Raw genomic sequence first — 14,921 nt, 5'->3', positions numbered from 1 at the left:
GTTGACGCCCGTCGAGTTCGAAGCCATCATGACCACACAGGCCGCATCCGCGGCCTAACGAGAAGAGTCACCAAGACCTTCAGCAGTCCCGCCCTTTCGCCCAACCAGGCGTACCCTCGCACTAAGAGACGGTGTGGCGCCCTACCATTCCGCCTCGGGATGCACCCTCATCCCATTGCACATACACAGAAGGATCCACCCGGCCGTCTTCGCCGGCATCCATCTACTGCCGATGACGACGGTCACCGAGGACCAGCGGTCAGAGACGACCGCAGGCCCCCGACAGAATCCGCCCGAGGAGTTACTGTCATGTTCGTTTCCGTTCCCGAAAACACCGATCAGCGCCCGCTGGCGCCGGCCAAGCAGCGCATTCTCGAAACCGCCGATGTGCTGTTCACCCGCGAAGGCATTCGCGCGGTCGGCGTCGATTGGCTCATCGAGGAGTCGCACGTCACGAAAGCGACCTTCTACAAGCACTTCCGGGCGAAGGATCGTCTCGTCCTGGACTACCTCGCCGATCGTCACCGCCGGATCGCGCTCGACGTCGCGTTGCGCCTGAGCTCGATCTCGAGCCCCGCCGACGCCCTGTTCGCGCTGCGCGATTGGACCGCCGCGGATGTCGGCAACCCGGCCCTGCGCGGGTGCGCGTTCCTCTCGGCCGCGGTCGAGTACCCGCTCGACGACCACCCGGTGCGCGTCAGCGTCGGCGTCCACCGCGAGTGGCTGCACGACCTCTTCGAGAACCTGCTCGCCCAGCTCGGCCATCTCGCGCCGCACGAGGGAGCCGACGACCTCATGCTGGCCCGTGACGGCGCGCTCCTCGGCGGCTACGCGGGCAGCCCCGACAGTGCCCGCGGTTCGCTCAACCGCGTGTTCGAGTCCGTCGTCGCGGCGGCGGCCGTCCCCGCGTAGACCCGAACCGGCACCGCGCTACGAACTCGCGCGGTCGAGCTCGAGAAGCTGGTGGCGACTGAGCAGGATCTTGGTCGCCGCCACGAAGTCGTCGACGTGCTCCGCGCGACTGGCCGAGACGACGGGCGCGGCGACATGGGGCTTCGTGAGCAACCAGGCGAGCGACACCGCGGCGGGCGTCGACTCGACCTCACTGGACACCTTGTCGAGGGCCGCCAGCACGCGCAGCCCCGTGCGCGTGAGGTAGTCGGCGAGCTCGAGGCGCCGATCCGAGCGGGCGATATCGGCGCGCGTTCGGTACTTGCCGGTCAAGAATCCACTTGCCAGCCCGAACCGCGGCATGACCGAGAGGTCGAGCTCGCGCGCGACGCGGACGACCTCCTGCTCGTGCTGCCGCCGGTGCATGAGGTTGTAGTGATTCTGCACGGCCACCATGCGGGCGACACCCAGTTGCGCCGAGGCGATCCGAGCCTCGACGAGCCGATTTCCGGCGTGATCCGAGCCGCCGAAGGCGCGCACCTTGCCGGCGCGAATGAGCTCATCGACCGCGAGAAGCGTCTGCTCGAAGGGAACCTCCGGGTCGTCGATGTGCAGGTAGAGCAGGTCGATGCGATCGGTGCGCAGTCGACGCAGCGAATCCTCCACGGCGGCGGAGATCGCCCGCGCCGTCACCCCCGGATGCTCGGGCCCTTTGCCGACCTTCGTCGCGACGACCAGGTCGTCGCGGTTGCGGCGAAACCGCATCCAGTTGCCGATCATGATCTCGCTGCGACCACCCGCATAGGAGTCCGCGGTGTCGATGAAGTTGCCGCCGGCCTGCGCATAGCGATCAAGAATGCGCTCGGTCTCGGTCGCATCCGCGGTCCAGCCGAAGACGTTCCCGCCGAGTGCGATGGGGAACACGCTGAGCTCGGAGTTGCGGATCTGACGGCGCACGGAGGCGACACCGCCGACGAGGACCGGCATCTCGAGGCTGCCCGAGTCGGGGCCGAGGGAAACCGTGCCGACCTGTTCGTGTCGCTTCACGTTATGCACCTCCTCGGGACCCAGGAAATCGTGTGTCGAGCGACGCGACACTTCGATGAACCTGGAGCGACGCAATGCGCTCAGAGTAACTCTCACGCACGCGCGAGGTGCGCCGAGTGTCCGAATCGTTACGGCGCGCGGCGTGCGGCCGGCTTGAGTCGCGCTTTGAGTTGGCTGTGGCTGTGCCTGCGAGCTCGCCGGGGTGCCGGATCGGGTGGCAACGTGGGAGCATGCCTCCTCCCGCGCGCACCGCGCCGCACCTCGCGCCGCGCATCACCCGGCGCGTCCCGCGGGGCACGGTCACGGCCGTCTGGGTGGCGCTCGCGACGTTCGGAACCGGGGCCGCGATCTCGACCCTGTGGCTCGTCCGCCCGCGGTGGACGACGTGCGTCGCCGGCGTGGTCGAGGGCGGATGCGTCTCGGGCGTCTCCAGCGTCACCGCGATGGCCGCTGCGGTCGCCCTCATGACCGTGCTCGCCGCCATCGTGCTGATCGCCGCCTTCGTGCGCGGCGGCATGCGGCTGCCGCTCCTCGTCGTGGCCACCGCCGCGGGCGTCGTCGTCTTCGCGACCGGGCTCCTCGCCTCGATCGGCTGAGCGCCGCGTCTCCCACGCGAGAAGGCCCGCCCCGCGGAAGCGGGACGGGCCTTGTCGTGACGAGATCTAGCCTTCGGCGGGAGCCTCGGGAGTCTCCGCCGCGTCCGCGGACTCCTCGACCACCGGGGCGAGCGAAAGCTTGCCGCGGTCGTCGATCTTGGTGATCTCGACCTGGATCTTCTGGCCGACGCCGAGCACGTCTTCGACGTTCTCCACGCGCTTACCACCGGCGAGCTTGCGGACCTCGCTGATGTGCAGCAGGCCGTCCTTACCGGGGGTGAGCGAGACGAAGGCGCCGAAAGTCGCAAGCTTCACGACCGTGCCGAGGTAGCGCTCGCCGACCTCGGGCTGCAGCGGGTTGCCGATCGCGAGCACCTGGGCACGCGCCGCCTCGGCCGAGGGGCCGTCGGTCGCGCCGATGTACACGGTGCCGTCTTCCTCGATCGAGATCTCGGCGCCCGTCTCGTCCTGGATCGCGTTGATCGTCTTGCCCTTGGGGCCGATCAGCTCGCCGATCTTGTCGACCGGGATGTTGACGCTGATGACGCGCGGCGCCGTCGGCGCCATCTCGTCGGGGGCGTCGATCGCCTGGTTGATGACCGCGAGGATGGCCGTGCGGGCCTCCTTGGCCTGCTTGAGCGCACCGTCGAGCACGCTCGAGGGCAGACCCGCGAGCTTGGTGTCGAGCTGGATCGCGGTGACGAAGTCGCTCGTGCCGGCGACCTTGAAGTCCATGTCACCGAGCGCGTCTTCGGCACCGAGGATGTCGGTGAGGGCCGCGTAGCGGGTCTCACCGTCGACCTCGTCCGAGATGAGGCCCATCGCGATGCCGGCGACGGGGGCCTTGAGCGGCACACCGGCGTTCAGCAGCGACAGGGTCGAGGCGCACACCGAACCCATCGACGTCGAGCCGTTGGAGCCGAGAGCCTCGGAGACCTGACGGATCGCGTAGGGGAACTCTTCACGCGTCGGCAGCACCGGCACGAGGGCGCGCTCGGCCAGGAAGCCGTGCCCGATCTCGCGACGCTTCGGGCTTCCCACGCGGCCGGTCTCACCGGTCGAGTAGGGCGGGAAGTTGTAGTGGTGCAGGTAGCGCTTCTTGGTGACGGGGTTCAGCGAATCGATCTGCTGCTCCATCTTGAGCATGTTGAGCGTCGTGACACCCAGGATCTGGGTCTCACCGCGCTGGAAGATCGCCGAGCCGTGAACGCGCGGGATGACCTGCACCTCGGCGTCGAGCGCACGGATGTCGGTGAGGCCACGGCCGTCGATGCGGATGCCCTCGGTCAGAACGCGCGTGCGCATGACCTTCTTGCTGACCGACTTGTAGGCGGCGCTGACCATCGGCGGCACCTCGCCGCCGAGCTGACCGGCATCGACCTTCTCGTTGATCGCGGTCTTGACGCGCTCCTTGAGCGCATCGTCGGCCTTCTGGCGCTCCTGCTTGTCGGCGATCTGGTAGACGCTCTTGAGCTCGTCGTAGGCGATCTCGGCGACGGCGTTGTAGGCCTCGTCCGAGTACGGCGGGAACAGCGGGAACTCCTGGATCTCCTTCGCCGACTGCGCGGCGAGCTCGGCCTGAGCCTTCGCGAGCTGACGCAGGAACGGCTTGGCGGCCTCCAGGCCCTGGGCGACGACGGCCTCGTCGGGCTTGGTCGCCCCCGAGCGGATGAGCTCCCAGCTGACGTCGGTGGCTTCGGCCTCGACCATCATGATCGCGACGTCTTCGTTGCCGTCCTTGTCGGTGACCAGGCGGCCGGCGACGGTGAGGTCGAAGACGGCCTCGGCGAGCTGGCTGTGCTTCGGGAAGGCGACCCACTGGTCACCGATCAGGGCCATGCGGATGCCCGCAACCGGTCCGTAGAACGGCAGGCCGGAGATCTGGGTCGAGGCGCTGGCCGCGTTGATCGCGAGCGCGTCGTAGAACTCGTCGGGCGCGATGCTCAGCACCGTGATGACGATCTGGACCTCGTTGCGCAGCCCCTCGACGAAGGTCGGGCGCAGCGGACGGTCGATCAGACGGCAGACCAGGATCGCCTCGGTCGAGGGGCGACCCTCGCGACGGAAGAACGAACCGGGGATCTTGCCGGCGGCGTAGGAGCGCTCCTCGACATCCACCGTGAGGGGGAAGAAGTCGAAGCCGTCGCGCGGGTGCTTGCCCGCGCTCGTGGCGCTGAGGATCATGGTGTCCTCGTCGAGGTACGCGGCGACCGCGCCCTGGGCCTGCTGCGCGAGGCGACCGGTCTCGAACCGGACGGTGCGCGTGCCGAACTTGCCGTTGTCGAGAACGGTTTCGGCGAACTTGATTTCGGGACCCTCCATGGGTCTCTCCTTAGCTGCCGCGCATCCGGCGCGGCGATTCTCGCGAAGGAGCAGGAGTAGGCAGGAAGGGACCCGGCGAATGCCGCCGGGATCTGCTCTGGTCAACAGTAGAAGCGCTCCGAGCCGCGACCTCGCGGGCTTCGGAAGACCACCACCGGTGACCAGCTTCGTGCCGGCCTGCTCCGTGATATTCCCGCGGCGTTGTCTCCGCGCGCGGGCAATCGCCGAGTGGCGATCGCTTTGATGCTAGCAGTTTGCCCTGGTGAGGCGTTGAATGAATGGGCGGGTCGCGATCCGCGCCCGCCTGATTCAAGGAGGAATCATGGCCACCGTGGCTCGAGTCACCACCATCACCGCACGATCGGACACCAGTTTCGAGGATGCGACCCGATCGGGAATCGAACGAGCGAGCACCACGATCCGCGACATCACCGGCGCGTGGGTCAAGGAACAGCAGGTCTCCGTCGAGGGCGGCACCATCACCGCCTGGCAGGTGACGCTCGAAGTGACCTTCGTGCTCGAAGACTGAGCCGACACCAGATGTTCACCTGCGGCGAGTAGAACGCCAGGGTGACGACGGACCCGTGGCTTCTCGAGCTGGCGTCGTCGCCCTGGCTGTATCCGCTCGTCTTCGCACTCGTCGTCGGTGATGCCTTCCTCGTCGTGCTCCCGAGCGAGACCGTCGTCGTCGCCCTGGGGGCCCTCGCGGGTGCGACCGGCACGCCGTGGCTCATCGTGCTGGTTCCGATCGCGGCGGTCGGCGCAACGACGGGCGACCTGTTGTGCTTTCTCATCGGTCGGCGCGTCGGCCTGGATCGCTGGGAGTGGCAGCGCCGCGGTCGCATCGCCGCGGCGCTCGGCCGCGTGCAGCGCACCATCGAGCACCGCACCGCGGTGCTCGTCTTCACCGCGCGGTACATCCCGTTCGCCCGGATCGCGGTGAACTTGACGGCCGGCGCCTCGGGCATCCGACTCGCCCGCTTCGTGCCGCTCTCCGCCGCGGCCGGGCTCGGCTGGGCGATCTATAACGTCGCGATCGGCGCGAGCTTCGGCGCGATGCTGCGCGACCAGCCGATCCTGGCGATCGTGCTCTCGGTCGCGGTCGCGATCACGCTGGGCGTCGCGGTGGACGTGGTGATCGGACGTGTGGGTTCACGGGGCGCACGTCGACACGAAAGCTAGGCTCAGCCCATGACTGAGAAAACTCCGGAGGGTTCGCCCTCCGACGAGACCAAGCGCAAGTTCCGCGAAGCGCTGGAGCGCAAGAAGTCGGGCCAGAGCAACCCCACCGGTCACACCGGCGGAGAGTCCGCCGTGCGCGGGGTCCACGCCAAGGCCGACCTAAAGCGCGAGTTCCGCCGCAAGAGCGGGTGATCCCACCCGGCCGGGGCGGCACCGAGACCGGCACCGCCCCGTCTCGGGCGCGTCCTACGTCTCCTGGAACCCGCCGACCCCGGTCGGACTGAATCCGGCCGGAAGCGCGAAGGGGTCGCGCACCCGTCGCGAGCGATCGCTCGCGACCGCCAGCGCGGCGAGCTCCGCCGCGGCGCGGTCGATGCGCTCGGGGAGTCCCCCCGAGGCGGCATCCCCGGCGCTCCCCCAGTCGCTCGCCGCGGCATAGACCGCCGTCGGCACGACGACCGTGTGCAGGTACGTGAACAGCGGCCGTAGCGCGTAGTCGAGGGCGAGCGAGTGCCGCTCGGTGCCTCCGGTCGCCCCGATCAGCACGGGCATCCCGGTGAGTGAGTCCGGCTGCAGGATGTCGATGAACGACTTGAACAGGCCCGAGTAGCTGGTGGTGAAGATCGGGGTGACCGCGACGAGCGCGTCCGCGCCCACGATCTTCTCGATCTCGGCCTCCAGCTTCGGGCTCGCGAACCCGGTGAGCATGTTGTTGGTGATGTCGGTCGCCACGTCTCGCAGCTCGAGCACGCTGACCTCCACCTCCACCCCCTCCTCGGCAAGGCGGCGACGTGTCGCCTCGACCACGCGGTCGGCAAGCAACCGGGTGGAACTGGGCTGGCTGAGACCGGCCGCGATGACGGCGATCCTGCGGTTCGTTGCGGCGGTCATCTCAGGCCTCCGTCGCGGTCAGTTCGGGCGCAGCGTCGGCCGACGTCGCGGCGGATGCCTCGCGCGCGGCGAGTCGGTTGGCGTGGGTGGGCGCATCCGGCACGCTTGCCGGACGGTTCTTCGCCAACTCCTTCCGGAGCACGGGCACCACCTCACCGCCGAGGATGTCGAGCTGCTCGAGCACCGATTTGAGCGGAAGCCCCGCGTGATCGATCAAGAAGAGCTGACGCTGGTAGTCGCCGTAGTAGTCGCGCATCGCCGCGTAGCGATCGATGACCTGTTGCGGGCTGCCGACCGTGAGCGGGGTCATCTCGCTGAAGTCCTCGAGACTCGGGCCGTGCCCGTAGACCGGGGCGTTGTCGAAGTACGGGCGGAACTCGGCGACGGCGTCTTGCGAATTCGCTCGCATGAAGACCTGTCCACCGAGGCCGACGATCGCCTGCTCGGACGTGCCGTGGCCGTAGTGCTCGAAGCGCTGCCGGTAGTAGCGGATGAGCTGCTGGTAGTGCTCCTTCGGCCAGAAGATGTTGTTGGCGAAGAAGCCGTCGCCGTAGTAGGCCGCCTGCTCGGCGATCTCCGGGCTGCGGATCGACCCGTGCCAGACGAACGGCGCGACGCCGTCGAGCGGACGCGGGGTCGACTGGAAGCCCTGCAGCGGCGTGCGGTACTTGCCTTGCCAGTCGACGAAGTCCTCGCGCCAGAGCCGGTTCAACAGCGCGTAGTTCTCGATCGCGAGCGGAATGCCCTCGCGGATGTCCTGCCCGAACCACGGGTACACGGGGCCGGTGTTGCCACGCCCGAGCATCAGGTCGACGCGGCCGTCGGCGACGTGCTGCAGCATCGCGAAGTCTTCGGCGATCTTCACCGGGTCGTTCGTGGTGATGAGCGTCGTGGCGGTCGAGAGCAGCAGCCGCTCGGTGGTCGCGGCGATGTAGCCGAGCGTGGTGGTCGGGCTCGAGGAGAAAAACGGCGGGTTGTGGTGCTCGCCGAGAGCGAAGACGTCGAGGCCGACCTCTTCGGTGTGCTTCGCGATCGTGAGGATGTCCTTGATGCGACGGTTCTCGCTCGGCGTCTGCCCCGTCGTGGGGTCGGGCGTCACATCGCTGACGGTGAAGACTCCGAACTGCATGGCGTCCATCGTGGATCTGCTTTCTCTCCGGTTCTTTTCCATGCATTTGCATGAATACCTTCGACTCAACCCCGCAGACGCGCGAACTATTCCCGGAGTCGAGACGGCGCCGCAGTCACCCTCGAACGGACGCCGTACCCTGCAACGTCCGCGCGGATTGCCTACCCTGGGACGATGGCGACTGTAGAACTCACCGAGCAGACCTTCGAGAACACCGTCCTGGGCGAGGGCATCGTGCTCGTCGACTTCTGGGCCGACTGGTGCGGGCCGTGCAAGGCCTTCGGCCCCGTGTACGAAGAGGTCTCCAACGACAACACCGACATCACCTTCGGCAAGGTCGACACGGATGCGCACCAGGGCCTCTCGAGCGCGCTCGGCATCCAGTCGATCCCGACCCTGATGATCTTCCGCGACGGCATCGGCGTCTTCCAGCAGGCGGGCGCCCTCCCGCGCCCCGCCCTCGACTCGCTCGTCGAGCAGGTGCGCGCGCTCGACATGGACGAGGTCCGCGCGCAGGTTGCCGCTCAGCAGCCGGGCGACGCCCCCGCCTGAGGCCCTCCCGCGCCGGCCATGCGCGTGGCTAGAGTGAGCGCATGACCGACTCGACCGAATCCGTTGTCCCGGCCACCGAGCCCCCGGCGAAAAAGCGCCGCGGCCTCGGCATCACCTCGCTCGTCCTCGCGATCCTCGCGGTGGTCGGCGACCTCATCACGATCGTGGTGGCGATCACCTCGCTCGCGTCCTTCGATCAAGATCTGACGACCGGGTTCGGCCTGCTCGCGGTCTTTGTCGGCGTGGGCGCGATCGCCCTCGTGGGAGGACTCGTGCTCGCCGGCCTCGCGCTGATCCTGGCGATCATCGCGCTCATCATCGACCACGGGCGACTCCCCGCCGTGTTCGGCCTCATCCTGTCGCTCGGCGTCGTCGTCTCGCACCTCGCGATCATCCTGCCGATCGCGTTCGGCGTGGCGAACCTCCCGGGCCTCACCGCCTAGGCGGACGCGGTCAGCGCACCGCGCCCATCAGCAGTTCGACGCGAAGCACGCCGCGCTTCTCGACGATCCGCACCGGGATGCGCGGCTTGGAACCCGCATCCTCGAGGCGACGAAGCGTCTCGTCGACGATCGCCTCGAGCCCGCGCGGCACCCGCCCGACGACACCGCTCACGCGGCGCCCCGTGAACAGGCGCACCTCGATCGGCGCATCGACGCCCTCTTGCTGCACCGTGCGCGGCGACATCGCCGTCTCGATCGAGGCGTCGGCCGCCTCCAGGACGGCGCGCAGCTCCTCCTGGTGCGGATCGCTGCCCGCGAGCTGAATGACGGTGCCCTTGCGGCGCGCCTTCAGCGCGTAGTCGTACTGGCCGAAGTCACCCGAGCCGCGGTCCCCCTTCGGAAACGTCGTGTCTTCCTCGCGGCGCCCGAACAAACCCATGGATCCGAGCGTAGCGGGCGCGGGCCTAGTGTTCGGCGAGGACGATCACGCGGTCGCCGGGCGCGAAGGTGATCCGGTCCGCCTTGTGCGGGTTGAGGTGCACCCCGTACGCGCGTCGCGGGTCGCGCGCCTCGCTCTCGATCCGGTAGCCGATCGCGGTCTCGCCGTGGCGGCGCGCGGCGGCGAGCACGGTGTAGAAGTTCGCGCTCTCTCCCTCGGCGATGTACTGCGATGCGGGACGCAGGTACACCTCGCTCCCCCGACTGGAGAACACCTCGTCGAAGACCTCGGCGAGCCGCGGGTTCTCGGCGAGTTGGCTCATCATCAGGCTCACGAGCTTCTCGCTCACGATGTAGTCGTCCGCGTTGGTGACCTCGGCGAGCTCGCGGTTGCGGTCGTCGAGCATCTCGGTCACCACATTCAGGTGAACCTCGAGCCGGTCGGCGATGTCGCGCAAGTGCAGCAGCGTGATGAGGGTTCGTGCGTCGGCGCGTTCGGGCGCCAGCTGCTCCCGTTCGGCATTGACGACGATGTGATCGGCGTCCCCGAGCGACAGCGAGTCCAGCAGCACGCGGCTCGCGGGATCGCCGAACTGGAAGGCCACCTCGAGGTTCGACAGCGTGGGCAGTTCGGGCGTGGGATGCGTCGACACGATGAGCACCGAGGACCCCGGCGCGACGTACTCGTTGAGCTCCACCAGCATCCCCGCGAGCCCCGCCGTGACCCCCAGCACGATCGTCCGCTCGGGGACCAGCGCCTCGGCGTCGCGCCGGGCGATCACGGTGTCATCCGCGATCCCCGGCTCCCCGAGCGCGATCGTGCTGTCGTCCTCGGCGATCACGACGATCTCGTCGGTCGCCTCGTATCGGGAATCCGCGGTCGGGTTCAGAACCACCGCATCCCGCGTCGCGTAGCCGAGCACCGCGGCATCCGGGAACGCGGCCTGGACTTCAGCGTAGGTTCGCCCGGCGAGACGCGGCCGCCGGGTGAAATAGATCTCGTCCCCGCCGAAGTCGAGCAGGTCCGTGTAGACCACGCTGAGACCGCTCTGGCGGCAGGTCTGCACCGTCACCCGCGCGATCAACTCGCTCGCCAGCACCCAATGCGCCTCCTCGCGACCCACCAGCCGGGCCGCCTCCAGATTGGTCGCATCGCGCAGCTCACCGACCAGGTGGTAGGGCTCGCGGCGGCGGTTCGGGTTGTTGGTCACCGCGAGCGCCGTGCGGATCACGGTCGCGTCGGCATCGTCGTCCCCCTCGGGCGCGAGGATGACGATGCTGCGCGCGCGGTGCGGACTCCCGAGCTCCAGGTCCACCAGGCTCATCGGGTCTCCCGACCGGCAGATGACGCGCGTGCGCCCGGTGCCTCCCACCTCGTCGCGGATCCGCTGCTCCATCTCGACCTTGTCCTCCGGCGCGAGCACCACGATCACGCTGCGGCGTTCGGACTCGTTGGCGAGGACCAGCTCGGCAATGACGGTGAACACCTTCGGGCTCCAGCCGAGGATGAGGACGTGACCGCTCTCGATCACGCGCGAGCGCCCCTGTCGCAGGTCTTCGATCTTCGCGTCGAACGCGCCCGAGACGATGCCGATGAGGCTCGCGACGATGATGAGCCCGCCGATCGTCACGAGCAGCATCAGCACGCGGAAAAGCCACCCCTCGTCGCCGCCCATCGTTCCGGGATCGAGAGTGCGCATCAGGGCGTTCCACAGCAGGTCGCTCGGGTCGTCGCCGGGGGCGTTGATGCCGTCGGGCCACACCCGCAGCAGGAACCACGCGAGCAGGCCGAGCAGCACGACGAAGACGATCGTCGCGAGCCCGAGGAGCGCCATGATCGCGCCGGTTCCCCGTGACATCCAGCTGTCGAACGAGTATTGAAGGCGTTCTCGGACGGTCGTGCGCGGTGCGGTCACAGGCGGGTCCTCCGGGGCTCTCGGGCGGTGACGACACTGTAGCGGTCGCGCGTTCTCGACGTGTTCCGCGCACCGGCCCCCAGCCACTACATTGTGAGTGATGATCGCTTCACGGTGGAGCGGGAGTGAGCCGGGGGCATGAACGTGGGCAAGCAGCGCGACACCGAGGGGTGGGTGAGCCCGGGCGGCTCACCGATGACAGCAGGCCCCGCGGTCGCACCGCCGGACCCGGCTGCAACCGAGGTGCCGCCCGCCGGGGGCGAGTCCGTGCCCACCGCGGCGCCGGCCGCTCCGGTCGCCGCGCGCCGCGGGCTGAGCACCGGCGCGAAGGTCGCGATCTGGATCGGCTCGATCACGTTCGGGCTGCTGCTCATCGCGAGTATCGCGGCCATGCTGATCGCCGTGGTCACGAGCGTGTCGGCCGGCATCCGCGACGGACTCGACGACGGGAACGTGACGGTGGACCCACTTCTCGACGGCGCCGCGGGCTCGCCACTGGCCGCCGATCCACAGGAGTGCGCGGATCGGTGCATCACCGGGCTCGATCTCCCCGCCATCGTGCTCACCGAGACCGAGCGCGACGCGCTGGAACTGCCCGAAACCTGGGCGGTCTTCGGCGACTTCCCCGAAACGACGCCGGGGGCAGAACTGAGCGCGACGAACCGGGCGTGGCGCGATGAGAAGGCGGAGCCCGACGGGTGCTTCTTCACCAACGCGGCCGCCCCGATCGCGTACGGCGTCGACGAGCGACCGCGCTACGACGGCAGCACGATCCACTTCGTCGGAGAGTTCAGCGACGCCGACTATTGGCAGTCGGTGCTGCAGTACGCACGCGTGTTCGAGAACTCCGCTGCCGCGGTCGAGCACATGCAGACGGTGGACTCGCTGCTGGCGGGATGCGATCAGTACACGATGGGCTCGGGCCTCTCGGCGTGGTCGCCGCTGGTGACCCCGGCGCCCGCTCTCGAGGTTCCCGACTCGGTGGCCGCCGTCGGCTGGCGCGAAGACGAAGCCGGAAGCCGGTTCTACGTGTACGACCTGCAGCGCGGCAACCTCGTCGTGCGCGTCAACATGTCGGCATGGCAAACGACCGAAACTGAGTTCCGCGAGGTCGTGCAGGCGGTCGCCGAACGACTCGCGGCGATCGACGTCGCCGACTAACGGTGCGTGTGCGGTTCGCGCTCGGCGTGGTCGGCCGGTTCGAGCTGGAAGGTCGAGTGCGCGACGTCGAAGTGATCGGTCAGGCACGCCCCCAAGCGCTCCAGCAATGCTCCGGTGTCGCCGGCCGCGAACAACTCGGCGTCGACGACCACGTGCGCGCTGAACACCGGTGAGCCCGAGGTGATCGCCCAGACGTGCACGTCGTGAACGGCGATCACCCCCTCGGTTGACTCGAGGTGCGCGCGGATCTCGGCGACGCTCGTCTCCCGCGGTGCCGACTCGGTCAAGACGCGCACGACGTCCCGCAGCAGCACGAGCGCGCGCGGCACGATGAGGGCCGCGATGACGAGCGAGGCGATCGCATCCGCCGGAACGAACCCGGTGGCGAGGATGACGAGCGCCGCCGCGATCGCGACGACCGACCCGATCAGATCGCCCAGCACCTCGAGGGCGGCCCCGCGCATCCCGAGAGACTCGCGGTCGCCGCCGCGCAGTACCAGCAGCGCCGCGACGTTGGCCGCGAGCCCCGCGCCCGCCACCGCCAGCATCGGCAGCGCCACCACCTCGGCCTCGCCCGGCCACACGAGCCGCCGAACTCCCTCGACCGCCACCGAGACCGCGACGACCGTGAGCAGCACCCCGTTCGCGAGGGCGCCAAGCACCTCCGCCCGCTGGAATCCGAAGGTGTGGCGGTCGGTGGCCGGCCGCGCGGCGATCGCGCTGGCCACGAGCGCGACGGTCAAGCCGATGACATCGCTCACCATGTGGCCCGCGTCGGCGAGCAGCGCGAGCGACCCCGAGAGGATCGCTCCGACGACCTCGACCACGAAGAAGACGCCGACGATCACGAGCGCGATCGCGAGGCGGCGACGGTTCGCCGTGCCGTGCGCGTGGTCGTGACTCATGCTCTCCAGCCTAGACAGGACGCGGAGCACCAACCCGGACTTTCGTCCTCTCGGGAACGATGACGATTCTCAGTTGCGCGCGGTCGTGCGCGCCGACTGACTCAGCCGTACAGTTCGCGCATCCGCACGACGAGCGCCCCGAACGCCCGTGCGCGATGCGAGATCGCATTCTTCTCGTCCGCACTCAGATCGGCCGAACTGCCCTCGAGTCCGTCGGGGCGGAAGATCGGGTCGTAGCCGAAACCGCCCTCGCCCGCGGCGGCGGTCAGCACCTGCCCGGGCCACTCCCCCACCTCGACGACCTCGCGGTCGCCGTCAACGAGGGCCGCCGCGCACCAGAAGCTCGCCGCGCGATCCGACACCCCCTCGAGGTTGGACAGCAGCAACTCCAGATTGTCGCGATCGTTGCGGGTGCCCGCATAGCGGGCCGAATGGATGCCCGGCTCACCGCCGAGCGCGCGGACGGAAATGCCCGAATCGTCCGCGATCGCGGGAAGGCCCGAGTGCGCGGCCGCCGCCCGCGCCTTGATGAGCGCATTCGCGGCGAACGTGTCGCCGTCTTCGATCGGTTCGGGGCCGTCGTAGCCGACGATCTCGTGCGGGCCGAGGCGCTCGCCGAGAATCGCCCGCAGCTCGACCACCTTGTGGGCGTTGTGGGTGGCGAGCACGAAGGTGGTCATCTCAGCTCCCGGTGAAGACCTGGGGCGCCGTCACGCCGAGCGCGGCGGCCTGAAGCTGGGCGAGTTCGGCGGTGCCGGACAGCGCCAGCTCGAGCAGGGCATCCAGTTCCCGCTTGTCGAAGGGGGCGCCTTCGGCGGTGCCCTGCACCTCGATGAACAGCCCGCGGCCGGTCACGACGACGTTCATGTCGGTTTCCGCCGCCGAATCCTCGACGTAGGGCAGGTCGAGCACCGGCTCCCCGTCGACGATTCCGACGCTGATCGCCGAGACCGAGTCGAGCAGGGCCTTCGCGTTCTTGCCGATGAAGTTGTTGGCCCGACCCCACTCGATCGCGTCGAAGAGCGCGACGTACGCTCCCGTGATCGCCGCGGTGCGCGTGCCGCCGTCGGCCTGCAGCACGTCGCAGTCGATCTGGATGGTGTTCTCCCCGAGCGCCTTCAGGTCGATGATCGGGCGGAGGCTGCGGCCGATAAGGCGCGAGATCTCGTGCGTACGACCGCCCACCCGTCCCTTGACCGACTCGCGGCCCATGCGTTCGTTGGTCGACCGCGGCAGCATGCCGTACTCGGCCGTCACCCAGCCGCTACCGGAGCCCATCTTCCAGCGCGGAACGCCGTTGGAGAAGCTCGCGGTGCACAGCACCTTCGTCTTGCCGAACGAGATGAGCGCGCTGCCTTCGGCCTGCTCGCTCCAGCCGCGCTCGATTGTCACGGGTCGAAGCTGGTTGGCGGCGCGTCCGTCGGAGCGAGGCATGGGGGTCCGTTCTG

General features: G+C 68.9%; 17 protein-coding genes. 8 read left to right on the top strand and 9 right to left on the bottom strand.

Translation table 11 applies throughout. The features are described from left to right. The first annotated feature begins 309 nt into the window (after nt 1-309). A complete protein-coding gene (locus tag QZ258_RS11155; protein WP_294181545.1) occupies nt 310-912 on the top strand; it encodes a TetR/AcrR family transcriptional regulator in 603 nt (200 codons plus the stop codon). Between the two features lie 18 nt (nt 913-930). Here QZ258_RS11155 and QZ258_RS11150 read toward each other — a convergent pair whose 3' ends face one another. After that, on the bottom strand, nt 931-1,938 hold the full coding sequence (locus QZ258_RS11150; protein ID WP_294181544.1) for an aldo/keto reductase: 1,008 nt from the start codon (nt 1,936-1,938) through the stop codon (nt 931-933). 230 nt (nt 1,939-2,168) lie between these two features. Between QZ258_RS11150 and QZ258_RS11145 the strand changes: the two genes are divergently transcribed. Beyond that, on the top strand, nt 2,169-2,534 hold the full coding sequence (locus QZ258_RS11145) for a hypothetical protein (RefSeq protein WP_294181542.1): 366 nt from the start codon (nt 2,169-2,171) through the stop codon (nt 2,532-2,534). 66 nt (nt 2,535-2,600) lie between these two features. Here QZ258_RS11145 and QZ258_RS11140 read toward each other — a convergent pair whose 3' ends face one another. After that, complete coding sequence (locus QZ258_RS11140) at nt 2,601-4,856, bottom strand: polyribonucleotide nucleotidyltransferase (protein ID WP_294181541.1); 2,256 nt, start codon at nt 4,854-4,856, stop codon at nt 2,601-2,603. Between the two features lie 322 nt (nt 4,857-5,178). Between QZ258_RS11140 and QZ258_RS11135 the strand changes: the two genes are divergently transcribed. From QZ258_RS11135 to QZ258_RS11125, 3 genes are read left to right on the top strand one after another with little or no spacing between them, the layout of a single operon-like run. Continuing rightward, nucleotides 5,179-5,385: a dodecin family protein gene (locus tag QZ258_RS11135; RefSeq protein ID WP_294181539.1), complete on the top strand. Its 207-nt coding sequence runs from the start codon at nt 5,179-5,181 to the stop codon at nt 5,383-5,385. 41 nt (nt 5,386-5,426) lie between these two features. Continuing rightward, nucleotides 5,427-6,038 (top strand): DedA family protein, encoded by a 612-nt coding sequence (locus tag QZ258_RS11130; RefSeq protein ID WP_294181537.1) that lies wholly within the window; start codon nt 5,427-5,429, stop codon nt 6,036-6,038. 9 nt (nt 6,039-6,047) lie between these two features. Beyond that, the gene (locus tag QZ258_RS11125) at nt 6,048-6,230 is read left to right on the top strand and encodes a DUF5302 domain-containing protein (protein WP_294181535.1); all 183 of its coding nucleotides are present in this window, start codon (nt 6,048-6,050) and stop codon (nt 6,228-6,230) included. Between the two features lie 54 nt (nt 6,231-6,284). On the opposite strand, the gene QZ258_RS11120 is transcribed toward QZ258_RS11125, so the two are convergent. Both QZ258_RS11120 and QZ258_RS11115 read right to left on the bottom strand, forming a co-directional pair. Next, nucleotides 6,285-6,929, bottom strand: a complete 645-nt coding sequence (locus tag QZ258_RS11120) for a CE1759 family FMN reductase (protein WP_294181533.1) — start codon at nt 6,927-6,929, stop codon at nt 6,285-6,287. 1 nt (nt 6,930) lies between these two features. Then, nucleotides 6,931-8,058 (bottom strand): LLM class flavin-dependent oxidoreductase, encoded by a 1,128-nt coding sequence (locus QZ258_RS11115; RefSeq protein ID WP_294181546.1) that lies wholly within the window; start codon nt 8,056-8,058, stop codon nt 6,931-6,933. Nucleotides 8,059-8,232: 174 nt separating this feature from the next. Here QZ258_RS11115 and trxA point away from each other — a divergent pair, with 174 nt between their 5' ends. Then, entirely contained in the window at nt 8,233-8,610 is a 378-nt protein-coding gene (trxA, locus tag QZ258_RS11110) for a thioredoxin (protein ID WP_294181531.1), read from the top strand. Nucleotides 8,611-8,651: 41 nt separating this feature from the next. Further along, nucleotides 8,652-9,053 (top strand): hypothetical protein, encoded by a 402-nt coding sequence (locus QZ258_RS11105; protein WP_294181528.1) that lies wholly within the window; start codon nt 8,652-8,654, stop codon nt 9,051-9,053. Between the two features lie 10 nt (nt 9,054-9,063). Here QZ258_RS11105 and QZ258_RS11100 read toward each other — a convergent pair whose 3' ends face one another. Then, nucleotides 9,064-9,492, bottom strand: a complete 429-nt coding sequence (locus tag QZ258_RS11100) for a hypothetical protein (protein ID WP_294181526.1) — start codon at nt 9,490-9,492, stop codon at nt 9,064-9,066. Between the two features lie 25 nt (nt 9,493-9,517). Further along, nucleotides 9,518-11,407, bottom strand: coding sequence for a hypothetical protein (locus QZ258_RS11095; protein ID WP_294181523.1), 1,890 nt, complete (start codon nt 11,405-11,407; stop codon nt 9,518-9,520). Between the two features lie 138 nt (nt 11,408-11,545). Here QZ258_RS11095 and QZ258_RS11090 point away from each other — a divergent pair, with 138 nt between their 5' ends. Beyond that, nucleotides 11,546-12,568, top strand: coding sequence for a hypothetical protein (locus QZ258_RS11090; protein WP_294181521.1), 1,023 nt, complete (start codon nt 11,546-11,548; stop codon nt 12,566-12,568). Here QZ258_RS11090 and QZ258_RS11085 read toward each other — a convergent pair. The 3 genes from QZ258_RS11085 to rph form a co-directional block, all read right to left on the bottom strand. Continuing rightward, nucleotides 12,565-13,473 carry a cation diffusion facilitator family transporter gene (locus tag QZ258_RS11085; protein ID WP_294181519.1) on the bottom strand — a complete coding sequence of 303 codons (909 nt, stop codon included), beginning with the start codon at nt 13,471-13,473 and terminating at the stop codon, nt 12,565-12,567. The genes QZ258_RS11090 and QZ258_RS11085 overlap by 4 nt on opposite strands. 101 nt (nt 13,474-13,574) lie before the next feature. Beyond that, nucleotides 13,575-14,153, bottom strand: a complete 579-nt coding sequence (gene rdgB, locus QZ258_RS11080; RefSeq protein ID WP_294181515.1) for an RdgB/HAM1 family non-canonical purine NTP pyrophosphatase — start codon at nt 14,151-14,153, stop codon at nt 13,575-13,577. Nucleotide 14,154: 1 nt separating this feature from the next. Continuing rightward, nucleotides 14,155-14,907, bottom strand: a complete 753-nt coding sequence (gene rph / locus QZ258_RS11075) for a ribonuclease PH (protein WP_294181513.1) — start codon at nt 14,905-14,907, stop codon at nt 14,155-14,157. Nucleotides 14,908-14,921: the final 14 nt, after the last annotated feature.

This window comes from uncultured Schumannella sp., assembly GCF_905479755.1.
In the GTDB taxonomy this organism is placed as follows: domain Bacteria; phylum Actinomycetota; class Actinomycetes; order Actinomycetales; family Microbacteriaceae; genus DCRR01.
Note: the sequence above shows the minus strand (reverse complement) of the source record. Positions and strands in the feature narration are given on the sequence as shown.

What these genes read in the sequence shown, in the direction of transcription:
- QZ258_RS11155 (WP_294181545.1), top strand. Translation starts at nt 310, where the DNA reads ATGTTCGTTTCCGTTCCCGAAAACACCGATCAGCGCCCGCTGGCGCCG.
- QZ258_RS11145 (WP_294181542.1), top strand. Translation starts at nt 2,169, where the DNA reads ATGCCTCCTCCCGCGCGCACCGCGCCGCACCTCGCGCCGCGCATCACC.
- QZ258_RS11140 (WP_294181541.1), bottom strand. Translation starts at nt 4,856, where the DNA reads ATGGAGGGTCCCGAAATCAAGTTCGCCGAAACCGTTCTCGACAACGGC.
- QZ258_RS11135 (WP_294181539.1), top strand. Translation starts at nt 5,179, where the DNA reads ATGGCCACCGTGGCTCGAGTCACCACCATCACCGCACGATCGGACACC.
- QZ258_RS11125 (WP_294181535.1), top strand. Translation starts at nt 6,048, where the DNA reads ATGACTGAGAAAACTCCGGAGGGTTCGCCCTCCGACGAGACCAAGCGC.
- QZ258_RS11120 (WP_294181533.1), bottom strand. Translation starts at nt 6,929, where the DNA reads ATGACCGCCGCAACGAACCGCAGGATCGCCGTCATCGCGGCCGGTCTC.
- QZ258_RS11115 (WP_294181546.1), bottom strand. Translation starts at nt 8,058, where the DNA reads ATGCAGTTCGGAGTCTTCACCGTCAGCGATGTGACGCCCGACCCCACG.
- trxA (WP_294181531.1), top strand. Translation starts at nt 8,233, where the DNA reads ATGGCGACTGTAGAACTCACCGAGCAGACCTTCGAGAACACCGTCCTG.
- QZ258_RS11105 (WP_294181528.1), top strand. Translation starts at nt 8,652, where the DNA reads ATGACCGACTCGACCGAATCCGTTGTCCCGGCCACCGAGCCCCCGGCG.
- QZ258_RS11100 (WP_294181526.1), bottom strand. Translation starts at nt 9,492, where the DNA reads ATGGGTTTGTTCGGGCGCCGCGAGGAAGACACGACGTTTCCGAAGGGG.
- QZ258_RS11090 (WP_294181521.1), top strand. Translation starts at nt 11,546, where the DNA reads ATGAACGTGGGCAAGCAGCGCGACACCGAGGGGTGGGTGAGCCCGGGC.
- QZ258_RS11085 (WP_294181519.1), bottom strand. Translation starts at nt 13,473, where the DNA reads ATGAGTCACGACCACGCGCACGGCACGGCGAACCGTCGCCGCCTCGCG.
- rdgB (WP_294181515.1), bottom strand. Translation starts at nt 14,153, where the DNA reads ATGACCACCTTCGTGCTCGCCACCCACAACGCCCACAAGGTGGTCGAG.
- rph (WP_294181513.1), bottom strand. Translation starts at nt 14,907, where the DNA reads ATGCCTCGCTCCGACGGACGCGCCGCCAACCAGCTTCGACCCGTGACA.